Here is a 19561-nt window from a genome sequence, read left to right on the forward strand (position 1 = left end):
AACTAGCGAGGACATTCGCTAGTTTTTTGGCTTTCTTTCGTCATGAATCGTTTGGTTATATATTTTTCCCCTTCAACAAGGAAAAACAGACTCACAACATGGACGAAAATCATTGCTAATTGAAGGCCATTTAAAGAAGTTGTGCCAATTAATTGCTGCGCTACTGGCAAGTAGACCACTAGTGCTTGTAGTAAAAAGAGGATTCCTAATGAAGCAAACAACACTTTATTTTGGAAAAAGCCTGTGCTTAACGACGGATCAACCAACTTACGACAGTTGATCATATACGCTGCTTGCGCTAAGACGATACTTTGTAAGAGGAACGTTTGCTGTAAGGCTGGGCCCTCAAATTGTAACGCCATGAGGTAACCTGGTACCATAATGAGTACCGACACATAGACGATTCTAAAAATACTGTACTTTGTTAAAATGCCTTCGTTGACATCTCTTGGTGGTCGTTTCATGGTATCAGCACTCGCTTTTTCAAAACCTAATGCATAAGACAAAGTAATCGTAGTTACCATGTTTACCCATAATATCTGGACAGGTGTCAACGGTAGAGGATGATTCATTAAAAGCGCCCAGACAACAATTAAGCCTTGTGCCAAAGAAGTTGGCAAGAAGAAGGTAATCGTCTTTTTCAAGTTATCAAAAATGCGGCGTCCTTCTTTCACGGCTTTAGCAATCGTATGGAAATTATCATCTGCCAAAACCATATCTGCGGCTTGTTTGGTTACTTCACTTCCTTTAATTCCCATGGCAATTCCGACATCGGCTTTCTTTAGTGCTGGCGCATCGTTCACGCCATCGCCGGTCATTCCGACAATTTCGCCATTGTTTTGTAACGCCGTGACAATTCGTAATTTATGTTCTGGCGTCGTTCGTGCAAATACATCGACTTTTTGAACATGCTGAGCTAATTCTTCATCTGACATAGCATCAATTTCTAATCCTTCAAGGACTTTTTTCGTATGCTTTAAACCAACTTGCTCGCCAATGGCTTGCGCTGTATCTTTATGGTCTCCGGTAATCATTTTGACGGAAATACCTGCTTCTTGAGATTCTTTGACGGCTTGAATGGCACTTTCTTTTGGCGGATCGATGATGCCTGCCAGTCCAGTAAACGTCAATCCTGACAATGTTTCATGTGTCAGTTCCTGTTGTGACGTAACTGCCTTATAAGCGAAACCTAATACCCGTTGTCCTTTTTGCGCTAATTGCGCAGCTTGTGCTTGCCAAGCACCTTTTTGATTATCAGATAACGTAGAAAGTTGTAACAATACTTCTGGCGCACCTTTGACATAAATAATTGAACCTTCTGCTTGCGGATGGCGAGTGGCCATGTATTTGTAACTTGAACTAAACGGAATTTTCTTTTCTACAGGGCGTAAAGACAGTTGATCCTGATCAACATATTGTAGTAAAGCTAACTCGGTAGGATTCCCTTGCAAGTCGGCGATTTTTTGTTGGTCTTGTAATTTCAATTCTTGACAGTTGGCCATAATCTCTTTGACAATGGTCATTTCTTCAGTCACTACATCCATTACCGTCATTTCATTTTTAGTTAGTGTTCCTGTTTTGTCTGAACAGATAACTGTCATTGAACCTAATGTTTCAACGGAAGGCATGCCTTTAATAATCGCATTTTCTCTAGCCATCTCATGAACACCCATCGATAAAATCATCGTTAACACAGCAGGTAAGCCTTCTGGGATCATTGCTACAATTAATGCAATCATCGCAGAAAATAAGAGGCTCCATTCCATGCCATGACGAAAAGTGGTAAAGAAAATCAGAAACACGATCAAGACCATAATCCCTTGGAAAATTTGCTTGTTTAATTGGTGCATTTTCCGTACGAGCGGCGTTGTTTTTTGATCTACTGACTGCAACGCGTGATTAATTTTTCCAACTTCAGTGGAATCTCCTGTTTCTACTACAACACCTAAGGCCGAACCTGCTTGGACAAGTGTTCCTGAAAAAGCCAAATTCTTTTGATCGCCTGTTGGCAATTCTTCATTCAAGGAACTGGTAATTTTCTCCACGGCTTCTGATTCACCTGTCAAAATTGATTCTTCAATCATCAGATTATGAACATCAAATAAGCGCAAATCTGCTGGGACTACATCACCAGCTTGTAACGTGACTACATCTCCCAGAACCAATGTTTCAGAAGAAACGGTTGTTTTTTGTCCATCAATTAGAACGACTGCCTCTTGGCCCATCATCTGTTTAAGGCCGTCTAATGATTCTTCTGCTTTACGCTCTTGCCAATAACCGACAAAGCCATTGACAAGCACCACTAGAAAAATGATACTTCCTTCGACCACTTCGCCTGTGGCAAATTTTAGAATTGCGGCAGCGAGTAAGACCATCATTAGTAAATCTGTAAAATGTTTGGCTAGCTTTTGCCACGTTTTCAGTTGTTGTTTTTCTTCAATTTTATTTGGACCATTCGTTTGTAAACGTTGCTGACGTTCTTCGCTAGAAAGACCCGTTTGCTTCGTCTTAGTCTGCTCGATTACTTTTGTTGAGGAAAGTTGATACCATTTCATTTCGTGTACCTCCTATTTACTTGATACCTTTATTATAGAGAGGATTTTCTTCACAAAATGGTCGATAATTTCAGTGGCCCCTGAAAAAAATGGGGCCGAGATTATTAAAGAAAAGAACAACCAGCATTTTAGCGGGTTGTTCCTTTCTTTTAAATATTTTCTTGTTCGACCACCAATTGACTTTTGCCAATTAATGCTTTGACATCAATAATTTCACCATTTTTACGTCGGTCTGCTAACTCAACTGAGGTGGTAAACAACAAGTCACTAGAAGAGTTCAACGCTGTTTCAATGGAATCTTGGACTACGCCGACGATAAAGCCAACGCCGACGACTTGCATGGCAATGTCATTGGAAATGCCAAACAAACTACATGCAAGCGGAATTAACAACAAGGAGCCGCCAGCAATTCCTGAAGCCCCACAAGCAGAAACAGCGGCGATGATGCTCAACAATAATGCTAAATAGATTGGTACGGACATGCCTAATGTGTGGACTGCCGCCAATGTCATAATGGTAATCGTAATGGCTGCGCCACCCATATTAATCGTTGCGCCTAGCGGAATAGAGACCGCATAAGATTCTTCATTTAAATCCATTGCTTTCGCCAATTCCATATTAATGGGAATATTGGCCGCAGAACTGCGTGTAAAGAATGCGGGAATCGCACTTTCCTTTAATACAAAAAAGACTAACGGATACGGATTTTGCCGAATATTCCAAAAAACAATCGCTGGATAAACGACTAAAGCAACCACGGCCATCGTACCAATTAACAATAATAGTAACTGACCATACTTGGCTAACCCTGCAATGCCTGTTGTTGCCACCGAATGAAACACCAAACCTAGAATTCCAATTGGCGCAATGCCGATAATCATTTGAACGACCGTGGTAATCCCTGTTGAAAGATTGGCAATCACATCCTTGGTAGCGACCGAACTTTGACGTAACCCAATACCGATTAATGAGGACCAAAATAAAACAGATAAATAATTGCCTTCAATCATCGCTTGAATCGGATTTTGGACAACGCTTGTTAACACATTGCTTAAAACATCACTAAGTTGCGTTGGGGCTGCTTGCGCTTCCTGCGCCGCCTCCAAGACAATCTTAACGGGAAACAGATAGCTTGCCGTCACGGCAACAACAGCTGCCAAAAATGTCGCTAACAGATACACAACTAAAATTGATCCAACATATGTTTTCGCCCCAGCCTTTTGTTGGGCTAGCGACGCAATAATTAAGACAAAAACTAAAATCGGCGCAATTGCTTTTAAGGCGCCCACAAACAATTCACCAAGAACGCTGATGAAGGTCCATTCCGGCACCAAGAAACCCAAGGTGGTTCCAATCACAATCCCTATCATGATTTTTTGAATTAACGATAATTTCCGAATCGCTTTGACCATTCACTTCACGCTCCTTTAAAATAAAATACAGTTTGGGACATACTACCATAATTATTAAGATAAAAAAAGAGTGTTTCTCAAAAAACTTTCATTTTTCGAGAAACACTTGGTCAACTCATCAATTTCGTCTATTTTTCTGAAGACTTTTCCGCTGAATGTTCTTTGTTTTTATGGTGATGGTGGTGATGACTTTGTTTAGAATACAAGTAGGATTTTGCTACGACCGAAATAAACATAGCCATAATCCCCAAGCCTACTGTAGCATAAATCATGGTGAAAATTTTTCCCAAGTCAGTAACTGGATGCACATCTCCATAACCAATCGTGGTTAACGTCATGAAACTTAAATATAACGAATCTAATGGCGACAATTTTTCCACTGTTGAATAAAAAATAGTCCCACTCAACAACGTGGTTGCCAGTAAAAAGAACAAGGCACGAGTGTCTTCTTTTTTTAAGATACCTAAAAAAGATGAAAATAATTTTTTGACAGAAATAAGTAAAGATAGCAAAAAAATGACCTCTTTCTATTGTTAATCTCTTCTTAACGTTAGCACTTTTTAGATAAAGTTCAACTTTTTAATTGGTGTGGTTAAAGAAAATTTATTTTTTTGTTATTTATAATACACTTCATCTAAAAACAACCCTTGTGCAGGAGCCGTTTCACCTGCGCCTTCTCGGACTTTTGTTGCGAACAATTCATCAATTATCGCTAATTCTTTGGTGCCTACACCAATTTCTAAAAGTGTCCCAACGAGGATGCGGACCATTTTATGCAAGAACCCATTGCCCACAAAAGTGAACTGTAACATTTCGCCGTTTCTTTCAATCGTAATCTTTTCAATCGTTCGAGTAGTCGATTTTTTGGTTTTTTTCAATGCTGAAAAACCAATAAAATCATGGGTCCCTATTAATTTTTGGCAAGCTTGTTCCATTTTTTCTTGATCCAACGCTTTGGGAAAGTGAAAACTATGATACCGTTCAAAGGCATTAGGAATTGGGCTATTCCAAACATAGTAGCTGTATTGTTTGCCTGTGGCGTTATACCGTGCATGAAAACGTTCAGGCATTTCTGTAACTTCTTTAACAACAATATCGCCAGGTAAATATCGATTTAAAAAGGATAACATTTCGGTTGTTGTTAGTGAACTAGTCGTTTTAAAATTCGCTACTTGACCACGTGCATGTGTGCCGGCATCCGTTCTGCCTGAGCCAATAATTTCAATCAGTTCACCCGTCATTTGTGTTAAAATACTTTCAATTTTCCCTTGAATCGTTTTCTCTGAATTGCCTAGTCGTTGCCAACCTGAGTATCTTTTACCATCATATTCAATGGTTAATTTTATGTTGCGCATGGGCGAAGCTCCTTCGTATTCTTTTTCTCTCTTATCATAGCAGAAATAAGTGGATTTTTCTTCTTTTCCAAGAATAAAACACCTCTTTTCTATAGAAAAGAGGTGTTTTATTTAGTTTAATCCTGCAATTTTCAATTCTTCAACATTCGCTGCTTTAGCATTTTCAGTCACTACGGCTTTAAATGTCACTTGGTCGCCCTCTTTTAAGAATAGCGCCAGCGGACTGTTATTAGTTGTTACGCTAAAAATGGTTTTTTCATCTTCTAGTAAAAATGAAACTACCGTTTGCGCTTCCCCAGCTACTACTGAGACACGAGCTACTTTACCTTGCATCGTTTTCAAGTTGGCTTTGTCTGTATTTTCATTGTTGCTTCCTTTTGTTACTAACTCAATTCGATAAGCGTCTAATGCGCCTTGAGCCGTGTCTGCATCAATTACAATATCATTATCTACAGCATTTATATAGACATATTTTTTGAAAATCCCTTTACTGTCCATTAACGAAACAATCCACGTTGGTACACCATCAATGTTATAAAGGACTGGCATACTAGCTTTCCATTTCTTTTCTGGATAAATTTTTGAAGCGATAGAAATGGCGCCATCACTATCCATAATGCCGACTTTAGTATCACGATAATACGTAACTTGGCCTGTTCGGGCATTGATTAAGGAATAACCTAAAGCGGAATCTTGGTCTTTTTCACTACTTGTAAAGTCCGTAAAATAAAGCAACTGGTTCCCTTCCTTGTTCATCATCGGCGTAATTTGTCCTGATGCATAAATACCATTTTCAGTTGGAATTTTAACATCTTTTTTGGCACCAAACATTGTCTGGTTCCACCAGCCTTGACTGTAACGACCAAAGAATTCATTTAAGCTATTCGCCGCTGAACTAGTAATCGGCGCATCAACGAAACTTGGAGCTTTTTGACTGTCATAAACGTTAACTTCTCCTGTTGTAGCATTTAATACCGCCGTTTTAAATTCATTATAGTGCATGCGACCAGAAACCCCATACTCTTTGTAAAGCGTTTGAATATAGTAAGGATTCCCTTGGTCGTCCAGCTCTAAATTGATTGTGCCAGTTGCTGCATAACCTGGATAAGCGGAATAAATTTTTCGTGCGGCATCTTTGCCAAAGTAAGCTGAAGGAGTATAAACAATTGGTTTTTCTACAAATTCTGGCTGTGCGTTGATATCTGTCGCACTAATGATGAAATAGCCAGGTACTTCCCCCAGTTTTAGCCATTTAAAGAAGCCATTAAATTCGACTGTTGCTACATAAACATACTCGCCATTGACAACTTGTGCCGTTATACCATCCAAAGTAAACATATTGGAATTGGGAATGACAGAAAATTTCTGTAACATTTTTCGTTTCGCCGTTTGTGGTGCAATCGCAATGGGTGTTTCTTTCGCCGAAGTTAAAACTTCAGCTTTTTCTTCCGTTTTTAAAGGAATTGTTTGATAAATTTCATCAATGGAAGAAATTCTGGTAATACTACTGACAATGGTCAACAAAATCATTGCCAAAACGGCAACACCCAAAATTTTGCCAGACCAGTCTTTGTTAGCCGTTTTGTTGGTATTCTTTCCTACTTCTTTGCGGCCCTTTTGGATACCAGGAACTTCGACTTTACTAGCTAAGCGTGTACTTAATAACACCCCACTAGCAATCACTGCACCAATCAGATTAATCCATAACACGGTTGAAAGATTTTTACTTGGCAAAGTCACAAATAAAAAGATACCTAACAAGAGCAGTTCCATCACCATTAATAGAATAGTCCCTTTACTCTTTTTCCCTTTATTCGCTACAATGTTGGCGCCATTCGAAACTAAGATCCCGATACCAAAAAATAACGTTAACCCAATAAAATTAAAAAACATTCACTTGCCCTCCTCATAGATAAGTAAAAAAAGTGCTCCCACGCATTGTAGAAGCACTTCCTGTGATCCATTCTATTATAACGTTTTCTATTTTTACTGACAATATCGTTGAAGCAAAATCAGTCGGAAGGCTTAGAGTTCTGAATAACGTTTATTTCTCTGGCTGAATATAAGGAACGATAGGCGCGGTCACGCCAATTGAAGCACCACGAACAAAAGGTTCATTTTGTAAGGCTTTGAAATTTTTAGTTTGTCCGGTAAGCATGACTCCCCAAATAGGTAATTTTTCGACTTTTTTATTTTTATTTTGTTGGATAAACTTTTGGCCTTCTTGGTTGTCAGCAAACATGGGGGATTTTTCTAAGGTTTCAAAAAAGTGTTGCTTGTCATTTTCAGGATCAAATATTTCGTTGTGATCGTCCATGCTTAATTGAAAACCATAAGGCAGCGTACCAGAAGGACCTTCTGCTTCATTAACCGTTTCGGAGTAAACATAGAGCCAAACTAAGTTGATATTGCTCGGTAACATTTTGCGGACTTCTTCATATGGATAAGGTTTATCAAAAGAAATCGCCACTTCCGCTACTTGGTTTTCCATTTTATCTAATTCACTTAATTCGTTTTTGATACCACCATAGTAATTGGTAATCGCTGGGTTATAAAAAGATGCTACTTTCTGCTTGGTTTGTCGGTTGTATTCATAAAAATTCTTAGAAGAATAATAGCTACCAGGATAGACTTCATTCCAGTCAATCGAATTTCTGAAAAAGCTATATCTGCTACGTAAATTACTCCACTCCACCGTGTAACCATCAATATTTTTTGAACGATTAGTTACAACTTCGCCCCCAAAAGGCGAACTATTAGCAATTACTTGGGAATCTAATTGAGTGTTTGGTGAAGCAATCATTTCTTGATCATTAATTACTTCTAGTAGGGTATGATAGTTTTTCGTCGAAAGTTTATCCATTCCCACAAAAAAACCGACAAACAATACGGCAAAACTAACAACGGTTATGGCACCAATCACGATAAATTGTTTTCTTTTCGCTTTACGAATACTTTTTTTTAAATCCACTTCTATTCCTCCAGTTCTTTTTTTAATTTTTGACGTGTGCGATACAATTTTTTGCGAACATTTTCAACAGATAATTCTAAAATCAACGCAATCTCGGCATACGATAATTGATAATAATATTTCAAAAGCAATAGTTCTTGTTCCTCATCTTTTAAGGAATCAATCAATAATAATAACTCTTGCCCTTCCATTTTTTCTATTGATTGCACAGGATGGCTGTTTGCCACAAAAGTGCGTTCTCGTTTCTTTTTTCGATACATCGTAATGTAGTAATTAAATGTTACTCGGAAAAACCACGGGCGTAGATTTTCTGATGTAATTTCAGGTAATATTGAAAAAATCGTTGTATACGTTTGCGACACTGCATCTTGTGCATCTTCAAGACTTGCTCCTCGGTGAATCAAGACTTGGATGACTTCTTGCCCCAAAGAAAATAGTACTTCGTCAAAATTTGCCTCCTTTTTCATCTGATTTCTCCTTTCACTTATACAACGTTTCAACTAGGGAAAAAGTGGACAGTCCTTCGTTCATTATTTTTATGTATTTTTTCTCTCAATAAAAAATACTCCTGCTTAGGCAGAAGCATTTTTTGTTTTTTCTTATTTATCATTTTCCAATGACTAATCTTCGTGTATAAACGGCTTGCCCAGAATGCATCACTGCATCATCAATCGCTGAAACTAAACGCACTTGTCTAGTCACCGGCGGGGTCCAATTTTTATCAATCACGTCTGACAATTGTTCTTCTTTGACTTGGTCTAAATAGCTTTTGGTAAGTGCCACACTGGCAGCCAAATAGTCACTAAGCAATTGCTTTTCTGCCACCACGACTTTCGCCGCTTCTTCTGGTGTGTGATGCCAGTCTTCTGTTTCATCTGGCAAATCCAAGGCAAATTTTTCTGTCCAGTGTTGGCTAAGCCATAACGGCTCACTATGATTAAGTGCGGAAATTTGTAGGTCTAATTCTCTGGCTGTGTGCCACATTAGCCAAGTAACAGACTTAATTAATGGTGCGGGCATCGTGTTTGCTTCGGCAACGGTCATTTGCGCAAGTGTTTCTTCAAAACGTTCGTGCGCTCGGTCAAGGGTTTCACTAGAAAGTTGAGTGACTTTCATAAAAATACCTCCTTTGTGTTGGTGCCTGTTCTTTCGTTTCTATTTTCTATTATACTGCAAAAGAATCCGTTGTAGTTCTTTTTTGGCTGCGGTATCTGCGGAAAGGGTAAAGATCACTTTCTTTCTTCAAAAATAACACCCCCCTAAGTAAAAAAGAATTGACAATTCTCGTAGTTTCCCTTAGTATGTGGAAAAGTACCTTTAAGATAGTCCGAGAGGCTAACAAGGCAAAGTTCTGTAAAATTCTGTATTTTTGTATAGTGAATGATACGAGATGTCTTGCCCTTTTTTTGTGTGCAAGGCTTTTTTTGCGCGGTGCTTAATCAATTTATTTGGGAGGCAACAAAGTGGAAAAGAAAAAACGTGAAGTGAAAGGTATCTCATTTACCAAAAAAATGGTGATTTCATTGGTGGGAGGTTTAATCGTTGGGCTCGGCTTTTTATTTTTAAGAGAGCACCTTATTCGCAGCAATCAAGGCGCTGTGTGGCAGACAATCAATCAGATTCTTTTCCAAGATATTTCAGATCCTGAAAAAGGACAATCTGCGATTGGGCTTTTCTATATTATTGGTCAACTATTTATCAACGGCCTACAATTAGTGATTGTGCCGATGGTCTTTACTTCAATTACTTTAGCCATTTGTCATATTACCGATACGCAAAAATTAGGACGAATTTCTTATAAAACAATTTTTGGCTTTTTATCGATGTCACTGATTGCTCTATTAACGGCAGGAATTGTGGGCTATAGCGTATATTTAACTGGCGCTTTTAATGTGTCGTTATCTGAAACGCTAGCTCCTGTCGAAGTAAGTACAAGCGGCAACCCATTAATGGTGATAGTCAATGCTGTCACGAAAAATATCGGTTCTGCATTTAGCGACAATGGTGCGATTTTAGCTGTTGTTGTGTTGGCAGTGATTACTGGTTTATGTATTAATGCATTAGGGGATAAAATTCGTGTTTTCAAAAAATTAATTGAAGAAGTCAATGCGATGGTCACGTTATTTTTAACCTTTGTAATTACTAAATTTGCTCCTATCGCCGTCTTTATGTTGTTAGTTCGGACGTTTGCTTCTTACGGGATTGATTATTTAAAACCAGCATTAGTCTACGTCGTAACAACGACAGCGACGCTCTTAGCCTTTTTGATGATCGGTTACCCATTATTTATCTTATTTGCGACAAAATTAAATCCTGTTCCTTTTATTAAAAAGATTATGAAAGTTGTGGTCTTTGGATTTTCTACTTCTTCTTCGGCAGCCACTTTACCGTTAAATACAAAAACAACGGTTGAAGAGTTAGGTGTCGACAGCGATGTTGCCGCCTTTGTCTTGCCGTTAGGAATGACTATTAATATGAACGGCACAGCGATTATGCAAGTAATTGCGGCTATTTTTGTAGCGGGCGTAGCTGGTTATGAAGTGACACCAGCTAATATTGCCTTGATTGCCATTTTAGCTTTAATGTCATCCATTGGTACACCGGCGGCACCTGGCGCTGGCGGAATTATCCTTTTCACTATTTTAACTGGTTTAAACTATAACAATGAGATTGCGATTGCGACGTATTCATTGATTTTAGCCATTAATCGTCCAATCGAAATGCTCGTTACTAGCCTAAACGTGGTTGGTGATAGCGCCACTGCGATTTATGTCGCACATTCGGAAGATTTGTTGGATGAAGCCACTTATCTGACTGATGTCGCTGACTTGCAAAATGCGGAAGCGGAGTAATTAATGAAAAAGCAGACTTCTTGTATGGAAGTCTGCTTTTTTCGTTAATTACTACTTATAATTTATATATGCTATAGCTGTACCATATCCAAACTTTAATTCAGGTAAGCTTTTTTTATAAACTCCTAATTTTTCATTGTTTTTACTGAATTTGACAGTGCAAAAAAAGAATATCTTACCCAGCCATTTTTTGTATTCTTTTTTCCGAGTATTCAACTGTTATTTCTTAAGCTGATACCAGAGCATTATCTGCCCCAGTATGAACTCCAATGATGTATTTAATTGGTTGTACTTCACTCTCACTAATTACCCAAATTCCTAATGTACTACTTTTCAAATTATCCTCTTGTCTATTATCCAAAGTGTAATTCAATGTTTCATCTTGGTTTAACTTAAAAGCATCTCTTATTTTAACTGCTAAAATCAGTTCATTTGTTTTAATTTTCTCAATGTTAATAGATTCGTAACCAAATCGACTTTCTAAATCCTCTACTAACATTCCTCTATTTCCATATCCATTAACTAAATTAGCCAATGGTAGTTTTTGTATTAATTTTGCATCATTGATTAAAGTATTTTTGCACGAAAAAGCTTCATTCTCTGTTAATCCAACTAAGAAATGATATGACTTTCACATCTTGACCACTATGAATATTTTTTATAATATGGTTTAATTTTAAGTTACTAATGAATTCCCCTTATCCCATATTTTTAATAATGCTTTTGCTGCCAGCTTATGTGAAAAAACTCTATTTCCTTTGCCTTTTCCAATATAGAAAGATCAATTATCTCTAGGTCTATTAAACAATAGACATAGTAATCTTGACTATCACCAGCCTACAGTGCTTTAATAGTAGAATTTGAAAAACTAACAATTTTAGACACTTAAATTCCTCTTTCCTCATAAACTTCACAATAGTAACCTATTTATTTATACAGTTCTTCGAAATAATTTATTTTGCGCTAAAAAAGCTAGCAATCAATAAATTGATCGTTAGCTTTTATGCATTTTTTTTAATAATTTTTTTCGTCTATTTTTTATTTGTTCCATCATTAAGTTCTCCGTCATAGGAGATATTTGATCAAATTTCTTTTGACATCTTCTAGCATAAGAGATAAAATTCCCAAATTTACTCCCTCTACTATCCCTTGCACCTACATCAAAAAAATATCTATAAATGTGCCTTTTACCAATTAGATAACTCGATTTTTTAATTCGACTTTTTGCTCTAGCAGTTCTTATCGCTTTATCGGCTTTTCTATAAAATTTTGAAACACTTTTTTGCCTCATTTTTACATTACTGCCATCAAATACGAAGCCCAAATAATCCAATTTTGATTTTACTAGACTTGACGTGTCGGTTTTATTAGGCTCAAATAAATAAATTGTATCGTTTTTAAAAAGATATTTCTCTGTTTTATTCTTCTCAATCTTCAACTTAGTAACATCGGATGCATATTGCAAAATCTCATTAACAATTTCAAGATAAACGTCTTTAGATGTTGTACTACATGGCAGTATCAAAATGAAATCATCCGCATATCTTAAATATTTCCCTTCATACTTAGATGATAATTTATTTAACCAATCATCAAAATCTATCATGTAAATATTTGATAATAAAGCACTTATTGGGGTTCCTTGGGGGATTCCAAAAGGCTTAGTATTTCTATGTACATGACCATCAGCCTTAAAATTTCTAAATTCCTTCCAAGTTTCAAAATAAGTTTTTAAACAGTTCTTGTATTGTTCTTTTTCTGAACCAAATAGGTCATTTAAATCTTTTTGTTCAACCCAAGAAAAACTTGTTAATGTTTTAAATACTTTAAACCAATCTTCAGCCAATTTATTTGTATTTAAGACTTCTTTTAGCTTACATTTTAAATATTCATGATTCAGAGTATCGAAAAATTTTTCAAAATCCCCTAAAAAAATAAAACAACCATAGCTGGTTCTCTTAATGAAATCCATTGTTTCTGCCGCATAATCTATATTCGATTTTCCTTTTCCGGCCCTGTAAGCAGCGACATTATTATCAATATTTCTTATTTCTGCTACTCTTTCATAATCTTTATTTAGACAATCCGCGTAGTATCTGTAAATACAAGAATCTAAATGCGAGGCTCTATAAAGCTCACGCGGTTTAATCTTGACAGGCCTCTCCCCTGCACCATTAACCTTATACTTTACTAACACTTTCTTTTTGTGTATAAAAGGAAAAAAACCATGTTTTATAATCCTTTGAGGACTTTCTACATAGTCTTTTACGGAATTATATCTTGTTCTATAGTCAAAATGAAGATAAGATTTTGTGATAAAGTCTTCCAAAACTACATCTCCTTTTTATTTTTTGGATGAGGAAAAGCACCATTTAGGGCCAATGGGATACTACTCTTCCTGCACGCAAACCTTACAAGTGGTATAGTTCTATACTCACAGCGCCCAAAGAACATCAAACTGTTCCTGTATAATATTGATAAAGCCATTGAATTAACGAAAGGAGTTGAAGCGGCTATGAGCCTGTTCAGACCTATGTCAACTTTGTACCACACAAACAGACTACTTGTTGTAATACTGCTAGTGCTTGACTTTAGCAAACATTATCCCTCTACAACTACTTATAGAGCAAATTAATTTTATCATATCTAAATTGATATGTCAGCTCGATAAATAACATACTTTCCTTTAAATATATTGAAAATAGTTTATAATAGAATTATAAATTTACTTCTACGTGTAAGGTGTTTAGGTGTCTATATGGAAAATAGAAAAGAAGAACTTAATATCATTGATACAAATGCTCAAGCTTCTGCTTTTGGTTGGGATTTTCAAAGTAGCCTAGCTCTTTTTATTGTGTCTCAAAACTTAAAAGACTTGAAGAGCATCAAGGTAGAAGGCAAAACAGAAGACATTGAAATTTCGTATAAAAATCAAGAGATGATTTATATTCAAGCTAAATCCCAACGTGATCCTTATAGTAGTAGCAATACTAATAAACACTTAAAAGATGCCTTGAAAACACTAATAAATGCTTCCCAAACCAATAGTTATGCTTACCTAGTGTACGGAACCAATATTGCTAATCCCTTTGTCTTTCAAAAGTTTTCAACTATGTTTTCCAATAGCCCTACAAAGTATTCTTTCTCAGAATTGCCAGATAAAATAAAAGACAAAATACAGTCCTATGGTTTAAAAATAGCTCAACAAGAAAAGCTAGATATATCAAATTTTGATGTTAACCGCCTCATAATTAGAACCCTTCCTTTTTTCGGCGATGATGATCGAACTAGGTACAGATTTATAAAAGAAAGTGTTACTGAATTTTTAACTAATATTGGGTTAAGTAACGCGCAAGCAGCTCGAGTATTTGAAAATTATCAGCTCGATTTTGCAAAAAATCCATCTAAATCAATTGCCTTGGAAAAAGGGGATTTGACATGGCCGATCGTCATCTTCGCTTTAGACCCTGTAAATGATGATTTTTTTGAAGAATTTGATTTAGATATGGGCGAAGAAGATGCTATTGAAAATACCTATTCTGAATTCATCGAAAGAAAATCGATTGATTTCCATTTTATTAATCAAGTAGTTCAACAATACCGTGATTATCTTAAAAGTAAAAATTACACTAGCAAAAGAACTGCCCCAAAGAGCTTCATAGAAGAATACGCTAATTACTACGAAAAAAAAATATTCTTTTCAGAGTCTAATGATACATCTAACGCTGTCACCAAGTTTATAATATGGAAAATACTGAGAAAAATAAAATTGATTGAAAGACTAGATAAGGAGGTAGGATTATGAGGTTAAACCAGCTAGATTTAGAATATAACGGAATTAAAAAAACTTTTAGCTTAGATTCTAGGACATTAATTCATAGTGCTAAAAATAGTGCTGGAAAATCCACCTTATTAAGACTGCTATTCTATTCAATGGGTTACAGTATCCCACAAACTAAAAGGCTACCGTTTAAAAAAGTAAAAACACGTCTCTCTTTAAAAACACCAATGGGACTAGAATTTGTAGAAAGAGCTAATGATAAAATAGTTTTGATTTACGAAGATGATTCTAGCCTCGAATATAATCTACCTACTGATGAAGGCCTAGTAATTTCTGCCATTTGGAACACTAAAAATGAAAATGTATTAAAAAGTATTCTTGGCTCCGTTTACATGGATCAAGAAAAAGGATGGACTTTACTTAATAGGGGAACAGTAATCGGTAGCATCAAATTCAAAGTAGAAGATTTAATTGAAGGTGTGTCAGACAGAGACTTATCAGAACAAAAAACTGAACTAGAAAACATAAATGCCGAAATAAAAAAGTATTCTCAGATATTAAATATAATAGAATACAAGAATCACCTATCACAGATAGGTGATGATTCTATTTTTTCATCTGACTATGTCTTAGAACTAGAAAGTAAGCTTCAATTAAAAAAAATACGAAGCGAGGAACTAAAGGCTAAAATTAGTGATTTAGAAAATAGTCTTAAGGAAAATAAACAGTTTATTAATTATATTGAAAAGATGAATCTTGTAGTTAAGGACAAAGATTCTGGAATTGAAATTCCTGTAAAGGAAGACACTATAATTCATTTTAATGATAACCAAAAGTATATTAATGCTCGAGTTTCTTTGTTGAAAAGAGAACAATCCTATGTTGAAAAAGATATTAGAGAAATCATGTTAGAAATTCAAAAAAGTAACAATCTTTTTTCGCTGCAAAGTGAAATAGATAAGGCTGATAATTTGATTTCCCGAGTAAGTGTTCCTTATGAACAATTAATCCAGACACTTGAATCTTTAAGAAAGAGAAAAACTTCTCTTACAAATGAAATGAAGGAAAAACTTTCAATTAGTAATAAAACATTAAATAATCTACATTTTAGTATAATGAAATATGCTACTAAGTTGGGCGTGGACCAATATATTGATCAATCAAAAAATTATATTTTCACATCTGATTTAAAATCTTTAAGTGGGGCTATCTTACACAAAATTGTATTCTCATTTAAGATGGCCTATATTATTGAACTACAAGATTATTTAGGTTACAAACTTCCAATAATTTTAGATTCGCCGAGTGGTAGGGAAGTAGATCAAAAAAATGTCGAAGAAACATTTGATATTCTAAATGAAGACTTTAAGGACAATCAAATTATTGTCGCTTCAATTTACAAGTATAATAATTTCAAGCCTTCAGAAACTATTCAGCTCATAGATAAAATATTTTCTGAAGAATCTATCACATTAGACAACATAGAAATTAAAACAGATCATCTAATGTGACAACTCTAGTTTATTTCCATTCTATGTACACAATACACAAACAAAGCATCAATTCCGTCAAATGGAATTGATGTTTTAATTTCGTTGTAATCTTCTATTTTACTTAAAACTTGTTGGCTGATAGTTAGTTTTATTTTGACTGTTTTCGTTATTTTATTATAGACAATAGAATTAATAAACGTCTGATAAATGGCTGTTAGTGATTCTTTAGGAAACTCCTTTCATCACTTCCTAAAGGTATCTTAAGCATTCCTCAGCGTCATCTAGATCAACATTTCGAGTCATTGTCACAATTTTTCTTGGATTACATCTATTTCAAATTGCTTTTTTAAGCGTTTAGTCTGCATATCATTTATTCGGTATCCCCCATCTGCTTTCATGTCTAGTACAAAGTAAATGACCTTTTCCAATCGTTCAATATTTTTATCGATCTCTTTTATGTCACTGTTTAAGATTGGAATCAATACTAATACCAAATATGAGTAATAATCTTCGTGCCTGTTAAAATATACGAGCTAGCGTACGCTCCATTTGCGGAAGTATAGAAGTTTCCAATAAATAAGCCAACAATCATCACTACTGCACCTACATTATTCAAATTATTTAACAACTTCACTTTTGCTTCCTCCATTTTCATCTTCGTTGCCTGTTATGATATCTTTCACTATAACCATAATATCGGGCTAATTTCCTTAAATTCTTTCCATTGCATTCATTGTTTTATTAAAGCCTCCACTATTCAACGTTCGTGATAATCAATAAAGAACAGTTCTTCTTGACAAGGGACAATCGTGATCGTTCCTCTCTGATTACCTCGATTGAACTCGAATATCTGTAGATAATCTTGTTTCCCCTTCTTATAAATCAATTGAAAACAGCGCATCTGTATCTCCTTCGGTACTTGTTTATTCACTTTCCTAGTGTTATAACGATTTTCTTGTGTATCGAACACTGCTTAATCCTTCTTTAGACACAAAAATAACCCAATCACCGATTAGAATGATTGGGCTTCATAATTATAATATATATTTGCAATTTACATTGTCTCTGCTTTCTTTTTAAATTAGTATCAGGACATTTCTCTCTTCATTCACTTACATTCTTCTATGAGCTATTATTTCTACAATGAAATCAGTTTTATGATGTCAGCTTTTGTACCCTTTCTAACAGATATTGTTACTAATTAATTATATCTCATTGATAATTTCAAAAAAGCAGTCTCCCTAAAATTGAGTTATATTACAAAGTCTAGAAAGAATTGAGTTTAGCAGCTTTACTTATCTTTAATTCTGTAAGAAAATCTGTTATTAGCTGATTTCTAATCAATAGATCTGAACCAGAATCGGAGTATCTAATTTTATTTTTCATCTCAAACATTGTAAGTACTGTAGGTGTTAGTATAGGAACTTTGTACAATTGTATTTTTCTGATTTTGTCACCTCCACAAAGAAGATTTTTTAAATCTAATCCTTCTTTTATTTCAAAAGTTGAATTTTTTAAATCTATAAGAGTAAAACCAATTCCTTCATACTGTATTTCAGAAAATCGAATTTTTCTTCCATTTGATATATTGAGAGTCATAAAACCTTTTATTACATTGTGAGTGCCACCATCATTTATTATGTCATTAGGAATTTTGATTTTAGAATCTTGCGGAGCACCTATCGGAAGATAATAATTCATTATAATTTTGTAGTCTTCATGAGGAAATAAAGTATTTTTAGGATTACTAAGATATTCTCGTACTGAGTCTAAAAATGGCTTATCCATTGAATCTTTATCCCCATTTAAACTAAAAAACATTGCTACAATTGCCTTTGCAACTCTAAATGAATTTATTTTCTTTATTGAATGTGTTAAATAAACTTTACCATTCTTTAAACTAGTGTTTTTATAAAGGAAATTTTTATTGTTTTCTGCAAATTCAATATACTCTTTGACATACTCACTACCAAAGAAACTATTGCACTCACTGCATAATGTATAATGAACATTTCCATATGGTTTCCTTTTAATCCCCTTCGGGAAATCACCTTTTGTAAAGTCACCTTTAATAAAATCATCTAAATTACCCGTTCTTGTCTTTTTCATTCCAGTATTTCCTGATTTTTTAGGTGGTACATGTTCTTTAGTAAGTTCAGCGTATTTTCCACATAGAATACAATTGCCTTTCACTTCCATAGCCTCCTCTTAAATCTTACTTTATAAAACCTAATTGCGCATAAAAAGAACATCTTACTATTTACTTTGAATAGATATATCTTCCGATAAAAGATTTATCCTATAATTTTCAAAAAATTTTGCCAAAACTAGTTAAACTATATTCATAAATAATGGGATTTATTTCAAATAAAAAAGGATTACTATCAAATTCATAGAAACTAGGAATAACAGAAGAAACAATATTTGTGGTGAATTCTATATACTTCTAAATTCCTAATCCCATCCAGCATCCTTATCATTCCACCTTGAATTTCCACACATAAACTCCTGGTATACAGTTACTTTTCAAAAACATCCCTACTTATGATACGGTTCCCCTTTCATAATCCGAAAACCGCGATAAATTTGTTCCACTAATACCAAACGCATTAACTGATGTGGATAAGTTAAGCGGCCAAAAGAAATTTGTTGGTTACTTCGCTGAAGGACTGAATCACTGAGACCTAAGGAGCCACCAATGACAAAGGTTAGGTTACTTTTGCCACTAATCCCTAATTGTTCAATTTCTTTTGAAAATTCTTCACTAGATAATTGTTTGCCATTAATGGCTAAAATAAAGACGTATTCGTTGTCATTAATTTTCCCCAAAATACGTTGGCCTTCTTTTTCTTTGACTTGAAGCATTTCAGCGTCACTGAGTTTTTCTGGGGCTTTTTCATCTGGTACTTCAATGATTTCCATCTTGGCATAGCTATTTAAACGTTTCAGATATTCATTAATGCCTTGAATCAGGTATTTTTCTTTCAGTTTTCCGACTGTTACTAGTTTAATTTTCACCTATTCCACTACTTTCTCGTTTTCTCTTCTTTCTTATTTTAGCACGAAGTTTGGCTACTTTCCACAACGTTTCCACATACTTATACACATATACACAGAGTTATCCACAGAACAAACTAAAAAA

Annotated in this window: 17 protein-coding genes; 3 read left to right on the plus strand and 14 right to left on the minus strand. The window is 35.1% G+C overall.

Annotated elements, in window-relative coordinates; translation table 11 throughout:
* Window positions 1-2: 2 nt before the first annotated feature.
* The 8 genes from IGK54_RS11680 to gst form a co-directional block, all read right to left on the minus strand.
* Window positions 3-2555, minus strand: a complete 2553-nt coding sequence (locus tag IGK54_RS11680) for a cation-transporting P-type ATPase (protein WP_142957056.1) — start codon at window positions 2553-2555, stop codon at window positions 3-5.
* Between the two features lie 149 nt (window positions 2556-2704).
* Window positions 2705-3967 (minus strand): serine/threonine transporter SstT, encoded by a 1263-nt coding sequence (gene sstT, locus IGK54_RS11685; protein WP_002355037.1) that lies wholly within the window; start codon window positions 3965-3967, stop codon window positions 2705-2707.
* Window positions 3968-4095: 128 nt separating this feature from the next.
* Complete coding sequence (locus IGK54_RS11690) at window positions 4096-4479, minus strand: potassium channel family protein (protein WP_002367385.1); 384 nt, start codon at window positions 4477-4479, stop codon at window positions 4096-4098.
* Between the two features lie 102 nt (window positions 4480-4581).
* The gene (truA, locus tag IGK54_RS11695) at window positions 4582-5322 is read right to left on the minus strand and encodes a tRNA pseudouridine(38-40) synthase TruA (protein ID WP_430603027.1); all 741 of its coding nucleotides are present in this window, start codon (window positions 5320-5322) and stop codon (window positions 4582-4584) included.
* Window positions 5323-5433: 111 nt separating this feature from the next.
* Window positions 5434-7215, minus strand: a complete 1782-nt coding sequence (locus IGK54_RS11700; RefSeq protein WP_430603029.1) for a DNA-binding protein — start codon at window positions 7213-7215, stop codon at window positions 5434-5436.
* A gap of 151 nt (window positions 7216-7366) precedes the next feature.
* A complete protein-coding gene (locus IGK54_RS11705; protein WP_430603031.1) occupies window positions 7367-8293 on the minus strand; it encodes an anti-sigma factor in 927 nt (308 codons plus the stop codon).
* 2 nt (window positions 8294-8295) lie between these two features.
* Window positions 8296-8760 (minus strand): RNA polymerase sigma factor, encoded by a 465-nt coding sequence (locus IGK54_RS11710; RefSeq protein WP_025187365.1) that lies wholly within the window; start codon window positions 8758-8760, stop codon window positions 8296-8298.
* Window positions 8761-8899: 139 nt separating this feature from the next.
* Complete coding sequence (gene gst / locus IGK54_RS11715) at window positions 8900-9409, minus strand: DinB family glutathione transferase (RefSeq protein WP_002409189.1); 510 nt, start codon at window positions 9407-9409, stop codon at window positions 8900-8902.
* Between the two features lie 332 nt (window positions 9410-9741).
* On the opposite strand from gst, the gene IGK54_RS11720 reads away from it, so the two are divergent.
* Window positions 9742-11145, plus strand: a complete 1404-nt coding sequence (locus IGK54_RS11720) for a dicarboxylate/amino acid:cation symporter (RefSeq protein WP_002387350.1) — start codon at window positions 9742-9744, stop codon at window positions 11143-11145.
* A gap of 226 nt (window positions 11146-11371) precedes the next feature.
* Here the strand turns inward: IGK54_RS11720 and IGK54_RS11725 are convergent, their stop codons facing one another.
* Together IGK54_RS11725 and IGK54_RS11730 are read right to left on the minus strand one after the other, a co-directional pair.
* Complete coding sequence (locus tag IGK54_RS11725; RefSeq protein WP_002378935.1) at window positions 11372-11680, minus strand: hypothetical protein; 309 nt, start codon at window positions 11678-11680, stop codon at window positions 11372-11374.
* Window positions 11681-12139: 459 nt separating this feature from the next.
* Window positions 12140-13474, minus strand: a complete 1335-nt coding sequence (locus IGK54_RS11730; RefSeq protein WP_002378936.1) for a reverse transcriptase domain-containing protein — start codon at window positions 13472-13474, stop codon at window positions 12140-12142.
* 429 nt (window positions 13475-13903) lie between these two features.
* Here IGK54_RS11730 and IGK54_RS11735 point away from each other — a divergent pair, with 429 nt between their 5' ends.
* Together IGK54_RS11735 and IGK54_RS11740 are read left to right on the plus strand one after the other, a co-directional pair.
* Window positions 13904-14950 (plus strand): hypothetical protein, encoded by a 1047-nt coding sequence (locus tag IGK54_RS11735; protein ID WP_002378937.1) that lies wholly within the window; start codon window positions 13904-13906, stop codon window positions 14948-14950.
* Window positions 14947-16437 (plus strand): hypothetical protein, encoded by a 1491-nt coding sequence (locus IGK54_RS11740; protein ID WP_002378939.1) that lies wholly within the window; start codon window positions 14947-14949, stop codon window positions 16435-16437. Before IGK54_RS11735 ends, IGK54_RS11740 begins: the two co-directional genes overlap by 4 nt.
* Window positions 16438-16903: 466 nt before the next feature.
* Here the strand turns inward: IGK54_RS11740 and IGK54_RS11745 are convergent, their stop codons facing one another.
* The 4 genes from IGK54_RS11745 to rlmH form a co-directional block, all read right to left on the minus strand.
* Entirely contained in the window at window positions 16904-17053 is a 150-nt protein-coding gene (locus tag IGK54_RS11745) for a hypothetical protein (protein WP_168354161.1), read from the minus strand.
* Between the two features lie 123 nt (window positions 17054-17176).
* Window positions 17177-17389, minus strand: a complete 213-nt coding sequence (locus IGK54_RS11750; protein WP_016633824.1) for a DUF960 family protein — start codon at window positions 17387-17389, stop codon at window positions 17177-17179.
* A gap of 296 nt (window positions 17390-17685) precedes the next feature.
* On the minus strand, window positions 17686-18618 hold the full coding sequence (locus IGK54_RS11755) for a hypothetical protein (protein WP_142957058.1): 933 nt from the start codon (window positions 18616-18618) through the stop codon (window positions 17686-17688).
* Between the two features lie 339 nt (window positions 18619-18957).
* Window positions 18958-19437, minus strand: coding sequence for a 23S rRNA (pseudouridine(1915)-N(3))-methyltransferase RlmH (gene rlmH, locus IGK54_RS11760; RefSeq protein WP_002378942.1), 480 nt, complete (start codon window positions 19435-19437; stop codon window positions 18958-18960).
* Between the last annotated feature and the right edge of the window lie 124 nt (window positions 19438-19561).

Origin of the sequence: Enterococcus sp. DIV2384 (assembly GCF_050534975.1) — a bacterium.
Taxonomy (GTDB): domain Bacteria; phylum Bacillota; class Bacilli; order Lactobacillales; family Enterococcaceae; genus Enterococcus; species Enterococcus faecalis.